The sequence below is a fragment of the Microbacterium songi genome (assembly GCF_042747925.1).
GTDB lineage: Bacteria > Actinomycetota > Actinomycetes > Actinomycetales > Microbacteriaceae > Microbacterium.
In genome coordinates this window covers 25,395-40,853 of the sequence record NZ_JBHZIE010000002.1, presented here as the reverse complement: position 1 = coordinate 40,853, position 15,459 = coordinate 25,395, and the positions used below count along the sequence as shown (strand labels likewise).

Annotated in this window: 14 protein-coding genes; 7 read left to right on the top strand and 7 right to left on the bottom strand. The window is 68.7% G+C overall.

The window, feature by feature from the left end:
• Positions 1–24 precede the first annotated feature (24 nt).
• Positions 25–843 (bottom strand): glutamate racemase, encoded by an 819-nt coding sequence (gene murI, locus ACFM35_RS04170; protein WP_378838775.1) that lies wholly within the window; start codon positions 841–843, stop codon positions 25–27.
• Between the two features lie 82 nt (positions 844–925).
• On the opposite strand from murI, the gene ACFM35_RS04165 reads away from it, so the two are divergent.
• Positions 926–2,260 (top strand): nicotinate phosphoribosyltransferase, encoded by a 1,335-nt coding sequence (locus ACFM35_RS04165; protein ID WP_378838773.1) that lies wholly within the window; start codon positions 926–928, stop codon positions 2,258–2,260.
• An 18-nt stretch (positions 2,261–2,278) separates the two neighbouring features.
• Here ACFM35_RS04165 and ACFM35_RS04160 read toward each other — a convergent pair whose 3' ends face one another.
• The 3 genes from ACFM35_RS04160 to ACFM35_RS04150 are packed head-to-tail and all read right to left on the bottom strand — an operon-like array spanning position 2,279 to position 5,699.
• Positions 2,279–2,545 carry a DUF3039 domain-containing protein gene (locus ACFM35_RS04160; RefSeq protein ID WP_378838770.1) on the bottom strand — a complete coding sequence of 89 codons (267 nt, stop codon included), beginning with the start codon at positions 2,543–2,545 and terminating at the stop codon, positions 2,279–2,281.
• A gap of 26 nt (positions 2,546–2,571) precedes the next feature.
• Complete coding sequence (locus ACFM35_RS04155) at positions 2,572–4,140, bottom strand: hypothetical protein (protein ID WP_378838768.1); 1,569 nt, start codon at positions 4,138–4,140, stop codon at positions 2,572–2,574.
• A complete protein-coding gene (locus tag ACFM35_RS04150; protein ID WP_378838765.1) occupies positions 4,116–5,699 on the bottom strand; it encodes an ABC transporter ATP-binding protein in 1,584 nt (527 codons plus the stop codon). The genes ACFM35_RS04155 and ACFM35_RS04150 overlap by 25 nt, the downstream gene beginning before the upstream one ends.
• 568 nt (positions 5,700–6,267) lie before the next feature.
• Here ACFM35_RS04150 and ACFM35_RS04145 point away from each other — a divergent pair.
• The 5 genes from ACFM35_RS04145 (at position 6,268) to ACFM35_RS04125 (ending at position 11,412) form a co-directional block, all read left to right on the top strand.
• Positions 6,268–6,960 (top strand): phosphocholine cytidylyltransferase family protein, encoded by a 693-nt coding sequence (locus ACFM35_RS04145; protein WP_378838763.1) that lies wholly within the window; start codon positions 6,268–6,270, stop codon positions 6,958–6,960.
• A gap of 83 nt (positions 6,961–7,043) precedes the next feature.
• Positions 7,044–8,045: a hypothetical protein gene (locus ACFM35_RS04140; protein WP_378838760.1), complete on the top strand. Its 1,002-nt coding sequence runs from the start codon at positions 7,044–7,046 to the stop codon at positions 8,043–8,045.
• Positions 8,046–8,138: 93 nt separating this feature from the next.
• Positions 8,139–9,809, top strand: coding sequence for a S8 family peptidase (locus ACFM35_RS04135; RefSeq protein WP_378838758.1), 1,671 nt, complete (start codon positions 8,139–8,141; stop codon positions 9,807–9,809).
• A 34-nt stretch (positions 9,810–9,843) separates the two neighbouring features.
• The gene (locus tag ACFM35_RS04130) at positions 9,844–11,121 is read left to right on the top strand and encodes an alpha/beta fold hydrolase (RefSeq protein ID WP_378838756.1); all 1,278 of its coding nucleotides are present in this window, start codon (positions 9,844–9,846) and stop codon (positions 11,119–11,121) included.
• A 42-nt stretch (positions 11,122–11,163) separates the two neighbouring features.
• A complete protein-coding gene (locus ACFM35_RS04125; RefSeq protein WP_378838753.1) occupies positions 11,164–11,412 on the top strand; it encodes a hypothetical protein in 249 nt (82 codons plus the stop codon).
• Here the strand turns inward: ACFM35_RS04125 and ACFM35_RS04120 are convergent.
• Positions 11,409–12,152 carry a dienelactone hydrolase family protein gene (locus ACFM35_RS04120; protein ID WP_378838751.1) on the bottom strand — a complete coding sequence of 248 codons (744 nt, stop codon included), beginning with the start codon at positions 12,150–12,152 and terminating at the stop codon, positions 11,409–11,411. The two genes, ACFM35_RS04125 and ACFM35_RS04120, sit on opposite strands and share 4 nt — an antisense overlap.
• Positions 12,153–12,212: 60 nt before the next feature.
• Here ACFM35_RS04120 and ACFM35_RS04115 point away from each other — a divergent pair, with 60 nt between their 5' ends.
• Positions 12,213–12,431, top strand: a complete 219-nt coding sequence (locus tag ACFM35_RS04115) for an SCO4848 family membrane protein (protein WP_378838749.1) — start codon at positions 12,213–12,215, stop codon at positions 12,429–12,431.
• An 18-nt stretch (positions 12,432–12,449) separates the two neighbouring features.
• Here ACFM35_RS04115 and ACFM35_RS04110 read toward each other — a convergent pair whose 3' ends face one another.
• Both ACFM35_RS04110 and ACFM35_RS04105 read right to left on the bottom strand, forming a co-directional pair.
• Entirely contained in the window at positions 12,450–13,985 is a 1,536-nt protein-coding gene (locus tag ACFM35_RS04110; RefSeq protein ID WP_378838746.1) for a CoA-acylating methylmalonate-semialdehyde dehydrogenase, read from the bottom strand.
• Between the two features lie 66 nt (positions 13,986–14,051).
• Positions 14,052–15,374, bottom strand: a complete 1,323-nt coding sequence (locus tag ACFM35_RS04105) for an aspartate aminotransferase family protein (RefSeq protein ID WP_378838744.1) — start codon at positions 15,372–15,374, stop codon at positions 14,052–14,054.
• Between the last annotated feature and the right edge of the window lie 85 nt (positions 15,375–15,459).

The window sequence follows — 15,459 nt, the reverse complement described above, 5'->3', positions numbered from 1 at the left end:
CGAAGGGCGAGCGGATGCCGCGACTCAGCGCGGCAACTCGATGGCTCCGGTCTGCACCAGCCGGACCGTGCTGACTTCGCGGCCCATCAGGCGGTGCGCGAGACGGAGGAAGTCATCGGCGGAGTCGCCGGTGGCCTCGTAGACATGCGTGGTCGAGGCATCCGGTCCCGCGAGCAGGTCGCGGCCGACGAGCTGGCGGTAGACGTCCTTGGCGGTCTCGGTGTCGCTGGAGACGAGTGACACATCCGGCCCCATGACGTAGCTGATGGCTCCTTCGAGGAACGGGTAGTGGGTGCAGCCGAGCACCAGGGTGTCGACGCCGGCATGCCGCAACGGCGCCAGGTACTCCTCGGCCACGGCCAGCACCTCGGCGGAATCGGTGATGCCGGCCTCCACGAATTCGACGAAGCGCGGGCATGCCTCGGCGAAGACGGTGAGGCGCTCGTTGACTTCGAGCATGTCCTGGTAGGCACCCGAGCCGATCGTTCCGACGGTGCCGATGACACCGATCCGTCCGCTGCGCGTCGTCGACATCGCGGTGCGGACCGCGGGACCGATCACCTCGACGACCGGCACGTCGTAGCGCTCCCGAGCATCGCGCAGCATCGCGGAGGACGCGGTGTTGCAGGCAATCACCAGCATCTTCACGCCCTCATCGACGAGCGTGTCGAGGACCTCGAGCGCGTAGCGACGCACGTCGGCGATGGGCTTGGGTCCGTACGGTGAGCGTGCCGTGTCGCCGATGTAGAGCAGCGATTCCCGCGGCAGCAGAGCCGAGACCGCTCGTGCCACGGTGAGACCGCCGACCCCGGAGTCGAAGATGCCGATCGGCGCGTCATTCACGATGATCCAGCCTACGCCAGCCGCCCGCGGCACCCGTCTCCGCGGCGTCGGTGAGACCGCCGGCGCTGGATAGAGTGACCCCATGAGCGACGTCTCGAACAGCACTGCCCTGCACACCGACCGTTACGAGTTCACGATGCTGGATGCGGCGCTCCGGGACGGCACGGCGCATCGCCGCTGCGTCTTCGAGCTGTTCGGTCGCAGGCTCTCCGCCGGACGGCGCTTCGGGGTGGTCGCCGGGACGGGCAGGCTGCTCAGCCTCATCCGCGATTTCCGATTCGGGGACGACGAACTGCGCTACCTCCGGGATGAGCGCGTCGTCGATGAGTCGACTCTGCGCTATCTCCAGGACTACCGCTTCACGGGCTCGATCACGGGGTACCGCGAAGGCGAGGCGTATTTCCCGGGGTCGCCGGTCCTGACGGTCGAGGGCACGTTCGCCGAGGCCGTCATCCTCGAGACCCTCGCCCTGAGCGTGCTCAACCACGACTCCGCGGTCGCGACGGCCGCGGCGCGCATGAGCGTCGCCGCTGGTGACCGGCCGCTCGCCGAGATGGGCTCACGACGGGCCGGCGAGTCATCAGCCATCGCGGCCGCGCGCGCCGCGTACATCGCGGGGTTCGGCGCGACGTCGAACCTGGAGGCCGGTCGGCGCTGGGGCATCCCGACGATGGGCACCGCCGCCCACTCCTACACGCTGCTGCATGACACCGAGGAAGACGCGTTCCGTTCGCAGATCGACGCGCTCGGCGTCGGAACGACGCTGCTGATCGACACCTATGACATTCCGACGGGTGTCGACACGGCTGTCCGTGTCGCGGGCACCGAGCTGGGCGGGGTGCGCATCGACTCCGGCGACCTCCCCGCGGTGGCGGCGCAGGTGCGTGCCCAGCTGGACGAGCTCGGCGCCACCGGCACCCGCATCACGGTGACGAGCGATCTGGACGAGTACGCGATCGCAGCTCTCGCAGCATCCCCCGTCGACGCGTACGGAGTCGGCACCTCAGTGGTCACGGGATCCGGCACCCCGACGGCGGGCATGGTCTACAAACTGGTCGCCCGGCAGGATGCCGCAGGCGCGTGGGTATCGGTCGCCAAGGCGTCCGCCGACAAGGCTTCCACTGGCGGTCGGAAGGCCGCCTTCCGTACCCTCGAGAACGGTACGGCGACGTCCGAACTCATCACGGTGTCGGACGGCTTCGAAGACGTCGACACGGCGGCGGAGCATCCGGGATCGCGGGTGCTGCAGGTGCCCCTCGTGGATCACGGCGATGTCGACGGCAGCTCCGAGGGCCCCGCGGGTGTCCGTGCCGCACGGGCGCACCATCATCGCATCAGAGAAGAACTCCCCGTGCAGGCCCTTGCCCTGAGCCGTTCGGATCCGGCGATCCCGACGATCTTCGTCGACGCGGGCTGACCCCCGGATGACAGCCGGTCAGCCGACCATCGACTCGTAGATCTCCTTGCAGGTCGGGCAGACCGGGAACTTCTCCGGGTCCCGGCCGGGGACCCACTTCTTGCCGCAGAGCGCTCGGACCGGTTTGCCGCTGATCGCCGACTCGAGGATCTTGTCCTTCTTGACGAAATGCGAGAAGCGCTCGTGGTCGCCCGGCTCGAGACTCTCCTCGCGGATGAGCTCTTCGAGCTCCCGATCGAGAGTGGCCAGACCGCCGGCATCCGGGTTGTCGAGAGGAGTGCTCATGGTGAGCCAGTTTAGCGGCGAAGGGCCTAGGTGGACTCGGCGAATTCCATCAGCCGCCCGCTGCGTCGCTCGAAGACGAACGATCCGATCACGATGCCGGCGACCAGGACGAGGAGGCCCGCACCCACGCCTGCCCAGAGCGCGGGGATGGCTTGTTCCACGTCACCGGTGAGGGCCTGCCAGGCCCACCAGAGTGCGGGAAGGCTGAACACGACGGCACCGAGCAGCACGAGGCCCTGAGCCATGCCCCCGGCCGCGCCCGTCCGCTGGGGCTGCTGGAACGGACTGTCGCCGGGGCGCGTCACCGCGTACGGCGCGAGCACGGAGGAGATGCTGGAGAGGCCGAGGCCGCAGAGGAAGAGCGACGTGCAGACGCCCGCGATCGCAGGGAGAAGCGCCCAGCGTCCGTGGGCGAGCGTGGTGAGCGGAACAGCGATCGCGAGCACGGGTACGGCGATCAACAGCACGGGCACCAGCCGCCCGATGCGGTCGGATACGCCCCGGATACCGCTCGCGATGTGCATCCACACGGCGGTGGAGTCGTACGCCAGGTCGTTGTGCGGCAGCCAGCCGAAGAAGAGGGCGGCGATCGGCACGGGCACCAGGACGGCGTATGCCCACGGCACTCCGGCGACCACCAAGGGAACCAGCATGATCAGCGAGGCGACAGGCACGACGACGATGTTCATGAGGTAGCGGCGGTCCCGCAGCCAATACGTGAGGCTTCGGGCCGCGACGCCGCCGGCGGGGGTGGCGGGGGCGACGGTGAACCACCCGAGTCCCCCTCGCTCTCGTGCGACGACGGGGCGCTCCGTCGTGGTGAGAACCCTTCGGACCACCCAGATCCACAGCAGCGCGAGCAGCGCCACCGTGGCGAGCGCGATCCCGGCGGATGCCCACGCGGATGCCGCACCCTGCGCCGCGCGTCCGGGAAGCGCCCATGCGGCTCCGAGTGGTGTGAAGGCGAGGGCCGTGACCGCTTCGGAGAGCTGTGGGGGTACCGACCCCTGCCAGTCCAGCGATCCCAGGAAGACGCCCACCGGCACCACCACCACGAGCACGACGATCGCGAAAAGACCGGTCAGTTCGCGGGAGCGACGCTCACGGAGGAACATGCCGGCCAACGCCATGCAGACGCGAGCGAAGAGCGAGCACGTGACGACCGCGATCACGATACCGAAGACGGCGACGATCCAGGCCATGCCGTGCGCGGACCAGACGATGACCAGGCAGATCCCCACGGCCACGAGCGACGCGACGGGCACGCTGATCAGTCCCGCCAGGGCGAGGGTGGCCGCGAGCGGTCGTGGTTCGAGACCGAGGATCGCGAACCGCCGCGGGTCGAGCGGGTCGATCGCCCCCGCCATGAGGGGAGCGAGGGCGAATCCCAGCGTCACGGCGGAGCCCGCGATGACGACGACCGCGAGGGCGACGTCGCTCGACGCGTCCTGCAGCGTCAAGACCCCGGCACACGCTGCGGCGACCGCGATGAGCAGCAGGACGATGCCGCTGACCGTGCGCACGACGTGCGACGGATCGCCGCGCAGGGCTCCGAGCAGCAGCGAGAGTCTCAGTCTGAGAACGTGTGCAACCACTCGAGACCCTCCACGTCGCTGAGGCCCCCGGCGAGTTCGATGAAGCGCTGCTCGAGTGTCAGTTCGCCGCGCACCTCGTCGATCGTGCCCTCGGCGAGCACCTGGCCCGCCACGATCACCGCGACGCGCGAGCAGACCCGCTCCACGAGATCCATCCCGTGGCTGGACAGGATGACGGTGCCGCCGTGCGCGACATATGCACCGAGGATGTCGAGGATGATCGCGCTCGAGACCGGGTCGACGGACTCGAACGGCTCGTCGAGTACGAGGAGCCTCGGCGAGTGGATCATCGCCCCGGCGAGCATCACCTTCTTCGCCATCCCGGCGGAGTAGTCCGAGACGACCCTGCCGAGGGCTTCGGTGAGGTCGAACGCGCGCGCCAGGTCGTTCATACGGCTCTCGACGACCGACGGCGACAGCTTGCGCAGCACCCCGCAGTAATACAGCAGCTGACGTCCGGTGAGTCGATCGAATGTCCGCAGCCGGTCGGGCAGGACGCCCATCATCCGCTTGGCCGCGACAGGGTCGGCGCCGGCGTCGATCCCGTTGATCGAGATGCTGCCGCCGTCCGGGCGCAGCAGTCCGGCGATCATGGACAGCGTCGTCGTCTTTCCGGCGCCGTTGGGTCCGACGAGACCGTAGAACGTGCCCGCGGGAACCGTCAGATCGATCCCGTCCACCGCGCGCGTCTCGCCGAAAGACTTGCTGAGGTTGTGCACCGTCAGCGCGGGGACGTCGACATCGACATCGACATCGACATCGACATCGACGGATGCTGTGCCCTGTGTCTGCTCGTCGAGGAGGGCGGCGATCGCGTCGACGTCCGTATCGAGCTCCACGGCGCCGGGAGCGTCGGCGGTCGGGTCGTCCGTGAGTTCCCGGACAGCCGTCGACAGAGGATCATCGGCAAGCTGCGCGCCTTCGGCCATCTCGGCAGGCTCCGCAGTCTCGGGTTGTTCTGCCTTCTCGATGCGCTGCGCAGCCGTCATCGTATCCGCGGGCACGCCGACTTCGTCAGGATCGTCCGTCGACGCATCCTCGGTCGATGGGACTGCCGGTGCCGAATCGATCGCCGTCACAGAATCCGTCGACGAGTCGCTTTCGACCTCGGTCCCGGCGTCTCCGACGATTCCGGCACCGTCCGCCGGCTCCACGTCCGTATCGACGACGTCCGCGGGCTCCACGTCCGTATCGACGACGTCCGCGGGCTCCACGTCCGTCTCGACGACGTCCGCGGGCTCCACGTCCGTCTCGACGACGTCCGCCGTCGGCAGAAGCGCCGAGGCCGGCGCGGTGACCGGAAGCGGAGGCAGCGGTGGCCGGGGCGGAATGAAGAATGCCGACGTGACATCGGCCGGCAGCGGCGGCGGCGGCCCCGGCGCGACCGGACGCGGAACGGGCGGGCGCGGGGACGCCTCGTCTGCATTCGTCGGCGTGTCAGCGGTCTCCGCCGGCACCTCGGCAGGGGGGACGATCTGCGTCGGCACCTCGGCAGGTATCACCGGATCCGGTTGCGCCTCCGCCAGAACCACCGTGTCGGACGCAGGCTTCTGTCGCACAGGGGTCGCCCGCGGCGCTCGCTTGGTGGCCGGAGTCTTCGCCGTGGTCGACCTCGCCGCGGTGGTCGACCTCGCGGCCGTGTTCCGGGGTGTCGCAGGCTTACGCGCGGGAGTCTTCCGCACCGGTGGCTTCGGGACGGGGGGCGTCGATGGAGCTGCGTCCGGCGCGGATGGTGCGGCGTCCTCGACCAGGTCGTCGGGCGCCCCCGAAGGAGCGGAAAACGTCTGCTGGTCCGCGGCCGGATCATCCGTCGTCACGGGCGGAGCGGTCGGAATCCGCACGATGTGCGGCCGCGTGATGCGAGCGCTGCCTGACTTCCCGTCCGGGTGTTCCGGAGAGGAGTCATGTGGCAGCGGCAGGGAGGCAGTCACGCCACCAACCTACCAAGACCCTCCCCCACGCCCACCCACCCACGGCGTGCCGCAGCCGTACACGGTTGGTCACGAATGCGCAACGGCGCGCCCGCATTATGCACCTTCCCAGGCGACTTCGCTACCATGAAAGCGGCACGACGGAGTGTCCGTTCGGTTAACCGATAGATAACCACCACACTCCAGGAGCACACACATGGCACTTCACACAGTCATCCTCGCTGCGGGCATGGGCTCGCGCTTGGGTCGTGCCCTGCCCAAGCCCCTCACCGAGCTGAGCGATGGACGCACGATCATGCGCCAGCAGCACGACAACATCCGCGCCGTGTTCGGCAAAAGCGCGCGCATCACGGCCGTCGTGGGGTACCGCGCCGAGACCATCGTCGACGCCTTCCCGGACGCCGACTACGTCTACAACGAGCGGTACGACCAGACGAACACGTCCAAGAGCCTTCTTCGCGCACTGAACCGCTCGGGCAAGGGCGGCGTGCTCTGGATGAACGGCGATGTCGTGTTCGACGCTCGCATCCTGGGCCGCGCGATCGAGCTCATCGAGCGCGAGCAGTCGTTCGTGACGGTCAACACCGCCAAGGTGAGCGACGAAGAGGTCAAATACACGGTCACCGGCGAAGGCTTCGTCAAAGAGCTCTCCAAGACGGTCGTCGGAGGCATCGGCGAGGCCGTCGGGATCAACTACATCGCCGCCGCCGACAAGCGGGCCTTCATCCGCCAGCTCGGGCGGGTCGACGACCAGGACTACTTCGAGCGCGGCCTCGAGCTCTCGATCGCCGAAGACGGACTGCGCCTCCAGCCGCTCGACATCTCGGATCTTTATGCGGTCGAGGTCGATTTCGCGGAAGACCTGGAACGCGCGAACCTCTACGTCTGATCGCACGGCAGTCACGATGACGGCGGCCGACGGGCTGTCAAGCCCTCGGCCCGCTCGCAGCACGGCCACGTAGGATCGGCGAAATGGCTGAGAAGGTTCACCGCATCCACTCGCTGCCCCCGGACGCTGCCTGGGCCGGCGGGCTTCCCCCTATGGGCTCCGATGAGCACCCCTTGGGCGTGAGGGCGCTGGACAGGGTGCTCGCGATCCAGCGGCCCATCGTGATCGCGCACCTGCGCAGCATCCGCCTCCGGCACCCCGACGCCGGTCCCGCAGAGATCATCCGCATGCTCGAGCGCCGCTACCTGACCGCGGTCACCTCGGGCGGCGCCGCAGTGGGTGCGACCGCGGTGGTGCCCGGCATCGGCACCGCCATCACCCTCACCCTGAGCGGTGTCGAAACGGTGGGTTTCCTCGAAGCCACGGCACTCTTCGCGCAGTCCGTGACGGAAGTTCACGGTATCCCGGTCGAAAACCCCGAGCGTGCCCGTGCACTCGTCCTGACGCTCATGCTCGGCCGTGAAGGCATCGACCTCGTGTCCCAGTTGGCGAAGCAGGCGGGCGGCAAAGGAGGGACGCGTGACAAGTACTGGGGCGAGATGATCACCAAGACACTCCCCCGCGCAGCCCTCGCCCCGCTCGTCGATCGCCTGAAGACGTCGTTCGTGCACCAGTTCGCCGCGAAGGGCGGCGCCTCGATCGTCGGCAAGGCGCTTCCCTTCGGCATCGGCGCCGTCATCGGCGGCACGGGCAATCACATCCTGGGTCGCCGCGTCCTGGTCAACTCCCGTCGGGCATTCGGCGCACCGCCCGTGGATCTTCCTGCAGATCTCGAGCCGCGTCCCGGTGCCCGACCGCTCGAGCGGTCGACGGTCTACGGTCTGCGTCGTGCCGGCGGTGCCATCGCGGGCGGCCTCACACGAAGCGTCTCCGCCGTCGGCGGTGCCGGTCGCAAGGTGGGCGGTGCCGTCACCCCGGGCCGGCGCAAGGCCCTCGAGAAGAAGGCCGCTGCGTCGGCCGATCCGGTAGACGCTCCCTCCGAGCATCCCGACGACAGTCCCGAGGGGTCGCTCTCCCACCCCTGAGCCTCTGCACGCCCCGCTCCGCCCCGTGATCCCCAGTGACACCGGACACCGAGAGCGGTACTCTCACCGCGGGGAGAGAAAGTGCAGGGCGACATGCCTTCAGAGAGGGATCGGCGGCCGGAACTGCCCCGTGAGTTCACGGGCATCGAACCGGAAGCCGACCTCGCCCCCGATCCCGCGCGACCGGGGCCACTCGGAGAACCGGGAGAAGATCTGCCCCGCGCGCCGGCGCCGCCCGCACGCACCGACTCGCCGGCTTTCGCTCTGCCCGACATGCCGTCGACCGTCTCGCTCGTCACGGATTCGGTGCTCACCCGCCCGCTCGCGGAACGGATGTCGTCCGCGCGCCCGGACGAACTGATCGGACTGGTCATCGAGCTGCGCACGGACGGTGGCCTGTCTCTCGAGGACGTGGTGCACGAGCTGTCGGTTCTCGTGCGGATCGCCGCTCGCAAACGCAAGGACGCGGATGAGCCGAGACGAGTGGGCGCCTACCTCACCGTGGCCCTGACGGTGTCCGAGATCCTCGAACTCGTGCAGATCGACTCCGACAAGGGCGGTCGCGCCCGCGCAGGTCGGCAGGAGCAGCGCACCGCGCCGCGCAGCTTCATCAATCGCATCTGGCCGAATTTCGAAGTGCGGGCGACCATCCACCGTTCGGTCATCACCACCAAGTCCGATGCTGCCGTCCGCTCATTCGACGCGACCGGCGAAGGCATCGTGTGGGCGGTGCTCGACACCGGCATCGACGCCCGCCACAAGCACTTCGCAACGTACGACACCCTCGCTCTTCCGGCTGCTCTGGCACCGCGCAGCTTCGTGGCAGGAACGACGGATGCCGATGCCCGCCGTGACCCGAACGGCCACGGCACGCACGTCGCGGGCATCATCGCGGGCGGTCAGCGTGCGACACCGCGAGGCAAGCGCATCTGCGCCGCCACGTGGTACCGCACGGCCGAGGGCAACACCGGGGTGCAGCGCGTCGAGCTCGATCGCATCAGCGGAATGGCCCCGAAGACCAAGATCCTCCCCCTCAAGGTGCTGCGAGACGACCGCACCGGCGACCTCGCCTCCCTGCTGGAGGCACTGGAGTACATCCAGGAGCTCAACCGCGGAGGGCGCGACATCGCCGTCCACGGCATCAACCTCTCGCTCGGGTACCCCTTCGATCCCTCGTGGTTCGCCACCGGCCTCTCCCCTGTCTGCCGTGAGGTCGATCGGCTCGTCGCCGACGGGGTCTGCGTTGTCGTGTCCGCGGGGAACACGGGCTATGGTGCCGCACGCGACACCGGCGGGCGCGAAATGCGCCTCGGGTTCGGCATGACCATCAACGACCCGGGTAACGCCGCCCGCGCGATCACGGTCGGCTCGACATCCATCAATCCGTATTCGTCAGGGGTGTCCTACTTCTCCTCGAAAGGACCGACCGGGGACGGCCGTCTCAAGCCCGACCTCGTCGCGCCGGGCGAACGCGTGGTCAGCGCCGGGTCGGGCGAGCTCCTCGAGAAGGCGCGTGCGAATGTCGCCCTCGGCGCGGGACAGAATGCCGCGGACATCACCTACGTCGAGGATTCGGGCACCTCGATGTCGGCGCCGCATGTATCAGGAGTGGCGGCGGCGTTCCTCTCTGTGCACAGGGAGTTCATCGGCAAGCCCGACGAGGTGAAGCGGATCCTGATGGACTCCGCGAGCGACCTCGGTCGCGAGCGGACGTTCCAGGGTCGCGGACTGGTGGACGCCATGCGCGCCATCCAGAGCGTGTGATTCAGAAAGCAACCGATACCTAGGAGGGCGCGCGATGAAGCTGCCGTATGCGGAGATCGAGTTCGACGACACGGGCGAACGGGTACACCCGGGGCAGGTGAAGGACGCAGCATCCGTCATCTCCCGGGAAAAGGCGACCGACGTCATCGTGATCTGTCACGGCTGGAACAACACCGCGGCCCAGGCACGCGACCTGTACACCCGAGTGGTGGAATCGATGCACATGGTGCAGGGAGAAGTACCCGGTGCCGCCAGCCGCAGAATGGTGGTCATCGGCGTGCTGTGGCCGTCGATCCAGTGGGCGGACGATGTGGACTCGGGCGCGGGAGCCGGTGTCGCGGACGAGCAGGAGACGCTTCAGGACATGATCCGCGCGCGCATCGACGACGCGTCCGTCGCCGACCGGCTCGTCGAACTCGTGCCCCGGCTCGAGGCCTCGTCGACGGCGCAGGAGCAGTTCGTCGCCCTCCTTCGCAAGACGCTGCCTGCCTCGACGGAAGGCGAGGACGAGGCTGCGTTCGAGATGCTGGCGACCGGCGACGTCGGAGAGGTGCTGTCGGCCGCCAAAGGCGGAACCGACGCGCCGGACGCGCTCGCGGCGGCGGGCGGGGCGGCCGGCATCGATCCGATGGGCGTCGCTCCGCTCGATGACGGCGGCGGCGCGGGGTTCTTCGACAGCATCATGGGTGCCGGCCGCAACCTCCTCAACCTGACGACGTATTACACGATGAAGGAGCGCGCGGGCGCCGTCGGCCGGAACGGTGTCGCGAAAGCTCTGGAGGCACTCCACGACGCGGCGCCGGATGCCCGGCTGCACCTGGTCGGTCACTCGTTCGGCGGACGCGCCGTCACCGCAGCGGCGTTGGCGACGTCAGCGAAGGTGTCGTCCCTGTCCCTCCTGCAGGCCGCGTACAGCCATTTCGGCATGGCGGATGACTGGGACGGAACCGGGAAGGACGGCGCCTTCGAGAAGGTGCCGTCGAGGATCGACGGACCGATCATCGTCACCTTCACCCGCAACGACAAGGCCGTGGGGGTGGCGTACCCGATCGCCTCGCGACTCGCGCGGCAGATCGGCGCCGGTCTCGGGGATCAACAGGACCCGTACGGAGGCATCGGGCGCAACGGCGCACTCAAGACCGCGGCATCGCTCCCCGCGGGCACTCTGCTGGACGTGGGCGGGGCCTACGCCTTCGAGGCCGGGCGCGTGTCGTCGCTGAACGGCGACGCGTTCATCTCCGGACATTCCGACATCACCGGACGCCAGGTCGCTTACGCCGTCCTGACGGCGGTGGCCACCGGGAGGTCCTGACGCGCGGTCCGAAGACCTCCGACGCGGGCGCAGAATGGTCTCATGGGCCTGTTCAGTTCGCGTCCCGAAGAACCCACCGAGTGGGCGGGACTGCCGTCGGAGCCGTTGTCGGAGAAGTCTCCTGCCGAGCAACTGGCGGATGCTGCGGCATCCGCTGATCTGCTCGCCTTTCAGGGCAGCAGCTCGATCGAGTCGATCCTCATCCCCGTTCCGCTGCCGGTCGACACCGCGCCGGAGGGCGGCGTGGACGCGGGCGGCGGCGATCCGGGGGGCAGCACCGGGTCCGACTAGACCCCCGCGGAGAGCTTGTCGTCGAAGAAGTCCAGCACCCTGTCGACGCCGGTCTGCTGCCGGTCCATCGTGAGGACGGAATGGCCCTTGCCCTCGAACTCCACCGCGATGAACCGATCACCGAGTTCGCGACGGAGCGTGTCGAATCGCGTTCCCGTGGCGGCATCCGTCCGATAGCGCAGACCGAGCACCTCGCAGCCTGAATCGCGGACGACCTGCAGATCGGCGGGGCTCAGGCCGAGGTCGGCGCCACGCGCGGCGGCGCCCTTCGGGAGGCCCACCGCGGCCGGGAGCGACGGCTCCGCGAGCACGGGCGCGATCACCGGCGCGTCGGCCATCATGGCCAGCGCGAAACCGCCGGTGAAGCACATGCCCACGACACCGATACCCGGGCCCCCGACGTCTTCGTGCAGACGTCGTGCCAGCGCCCGCAGCCAGCCCGCGACCGGACTGGTCTTGCCACGCGCGAAGACCGAGAACTCGCGTCGGACGCAGAACCGGGCGAGGTCGCCCGCGACGTTACGGAATCCGAGGCCCCCGCCGGGTGTGCCGAACAGACGCGGGAGCAGCACCGTGTGACCCCGCGCGACCACCTCTTCGGCGAAGGCGACGAGCGACGGCTCGATGCCGGGCACTTCGTGGATGACGATGACTCCGGTCCCCGACCCCTTGCGCCAGACGTCCCTCGTCTCCCCGTCGAAGGTCACGGCCTCATAGCTCCACGTGTCCAATTCATCCATCTGCTCATCGTCGCAGACACGGAAGGATGCGCGGCCATGGCGGTCGATTAGCCTCGAGGGGTGCCCGTCGTCATCGCCCTCATCCTGTTCGCGAACGCCCTCTTCAACATCGTCGCCTGGCCGTCGTTCTTCCGGCGGGTGCTGCGCGATCCTCGCGCGCGGGATGCCGCGGGCCGACCCACGGCGTTCCTGCGCGTGCACGCCGTCCTGGTGGGCATCGCGCTGCTGCTGGCCGTGGCATCCGTCGTCGCGGGGGTGCTTCTGCTCATCACGACCTGAGCGCCCGCGCCCGGGGCGTCACTCGTGCTGCGGGAACCCGAGGTTGAGGCCGCCGTGCGAGGGATCGAGCCAGCGCGATGTCACCGCCTTCTCCTGGGTGAAGAAGTCGAACCCGTGCTCGCCATAGGCCTTGGACGCCCCGAACAGCGAGTCCTTCCATCCTCCGAACGAGTGGTATGCCACGGGCACGGGGATCGGCACGTTGATGCCGATCATCCCGACCTGGACCTCGCGCTGGAATCTCCGCGCAGCCCCGCCGTCGTTCGTGAAGATCGCCGTGCCGTTGCCGTAGGGACTGCCGTTGATGATGGCCAGCGCGTCCTCGTATCCTGACACTCGGACCACCGAGAGGACCGGTCCGAAGATCTCGTCGCGATACGCCGCCGAGGTCGTCGGCATCCGATCGATCAGGGTGGGGCCGAGCCAGAAGCCGTCGGGGTCGCCGTCGAAGGGGGCATCCCGACCGTCCCTGACGACGTCCGCGCCGTCTGCGGCAGCGATGTCGATGTAGCCGGCGACCTTGTCGCGGTGAACGCCGGTGATCAGCGGGCCCATGTCGCAGCCTCGCGTTCCGTCGCCCGTGCGGAGCGTCGCCATCCGCTCCGACACCTTCTCGATGAAGCGATCGGCGATGCTGTCCACCGCGAGGACCACGGAGATCGCCATGCAGCGTTCACCTGCTGAGCCGAATCCCGCGTTGACGGCGGCATCGGCCGCCAGATCGAGATCGGCGTCGGGCAGGACGAGCATGTGGTTCTTCGCTCCCCCGAGCGCCTGGACACGCTTGCCGTGCGCGCTCGCGGTCTCGAAGATGTACTTGGCGATCGGTGTGGATCCCACGAAGGAGACGGCTCGGACGTCAGGGTGCTCCAGGAGCGCATCGACAGCCTCTTTGTCGCCGTGCACCACGTTCAGCACGCCGTCGGGGAGGCCTGCTTCCTTCATGACGGCGGCCAGCCAGTTCGCTGCGGAGGGATCCTTCTCCGACGGCTTCAGCACCACGGCGTTGCCGGCGGCGATCGCCACAGGGAAGAACCACAGTGGCACCATCGCGGGGAAGTTGAACGGACTGATGATGGCGACGACCCCGAGCGGCTGCCGTAGCGAGTACACGTCCACGCCGGTGGAGACGTTCTCCGAGTAGGCGCCCTTGGTGATGGTCGCCATGCCGCAGGCGAGCTCCACGACCTCGATGCCGCGGGCGATCTCGCCGAGAGCATCGGAGGTGACCTTGCCGTGCTCGGAAGTCAGGATCGCGGCGAGCTCTTCGCGGCGGGCATTGACGAGCTCGCGGAAGGCGAACATGACACCCTGCCTCTTCGCGATCGAGGCGTCCCGCCAGGACTCCGCTGCCGTGCGGGCATCCGATACCGCAGCGTCCACGTCGGCCGCGGAGGCGAGCCGGACGCGTCTTTGCACCACCCCTCGCGCCGGGTCGTAGACCGGGGCGGTGCGGTCGGAGTCGCCGGCCCAGCTCGCCCCGCCGACCCAGTGGTCGAGAGTGTCAACCGCCCTCTCGGAGGTGTCGGTTTCGATCGTGGTCGTATCGGTCATGAGATCGTGTCCTTTCCCGCGCCACCGGATTCTCCCGCGGCCGTCGACGTCGTGACGCCCGTGACGTCAGCCTTCATTGTTCTTCCCGAGCACGTCGTCATAGATCGAGAGCGCCTGCGCCACCTCGTCTTCGGTGACGACGCACGGCGGGACGACATGTATGCGATTGTCCTGGACGAAGGGCAGGAGTCCCGCCGAGAAGAGGCCCTTCTTGAGCTCTGCCATCGCGCCTGCCGACACCGGCTCGCGCGAGTCTCGATCCGTGACCAGTTCCATGGCCCAGAACACGCCCTCACCCCGCACCTCCCCGATGATCGCGTGCCGCTCCTGCAGGGCGCGCAGCCCCGGACCGATCACGTCCGAGCCGATGTGCGCAGCGTGCGGGACGATCCCCTCGGACTCCATCGCGTCGAGGGCGCCGACGATCGACGCCGCCGCCAGAGGATGTCCGCTGTACGTGAGCCCCCCGGGGAAGACCGTCTCGTCGAAGTCGGCGGCAATGACGTCGGAGATGATGACACCGCCCACCGGCACATATCCCGAATTCACACCCTTCGCGAAGGCGATGAGGTCGGGCACGACGTCATGGCCGTCGAACGCGAACCACCGTCCCGTACGACCGAAGCCCGCCATGACCTCGTCGAGGATCAGCACGATGCCGTACTTGTCCGCCAGGGCGCGGACCCCCGCCAGGTAGCCGGGCGGTGGGATGAGAATGCCCGCGGTGCCGGGCACGGACTCGAGGAGGATCGCCGCGACACCGGCCGGGCCCTCGGACTGGATGACGCGCTCGAGGTGGTGCAGCGCTCTCGCCGACTCCTCTTCCGGCGTGCTCGCCCAGAACTCCGACCGGTAGAGGTACGGCCCGAAGAAGTGCACGTGACCCCGGGCATACTCGTTGGGAATGCGACGCCAATCCCCCGTCGACACGATCGCAGCGCCGGTGTTGCCGTGATACGAGCGATAGGTGGAGAGCACCTTGTCGCGACCGGTGTGCAGACGCGCCATGCGGATCGCGTTCTCGATCGCGTCGGCGCCGCCGTTCGTGAAGAAGACCTTCGAGAACCCGTCGGGTGCGTGGGCGAGGATGCGGCGTGCGGCCTCGCCCCGAGGAAGGGACGCGGTCGAAGGGGCCACGGTCGCCATCAGATCGGCTTGCGCGTGGATCGCCGAGATGACGGCCGGATGCTGGTGGCCGATGTTCGTGTTCACGAGCTGGCTGGAGAAGTCGAGCCAGCGGTTGCCCGCGTGATCCCAGACCGTGCTCCCGAGGCCGCCTGCCAGCACCGGCGGCGAGATGAGCGCTTGCGCGGACCAGGAGTGGAAGACATGCGCGCGGTCCAGTTCGCGGGTGCGGGCGTCGAGATCGGGCTGAGCGGCATCGGTCATGGTTGAAGGGTATCTCCGGTGGTGTCGGCGCGCTCGCCGGCGTTCTTCCGTGCCGCCGGATCGGCGGCACCGCGGTGTGCGCGGC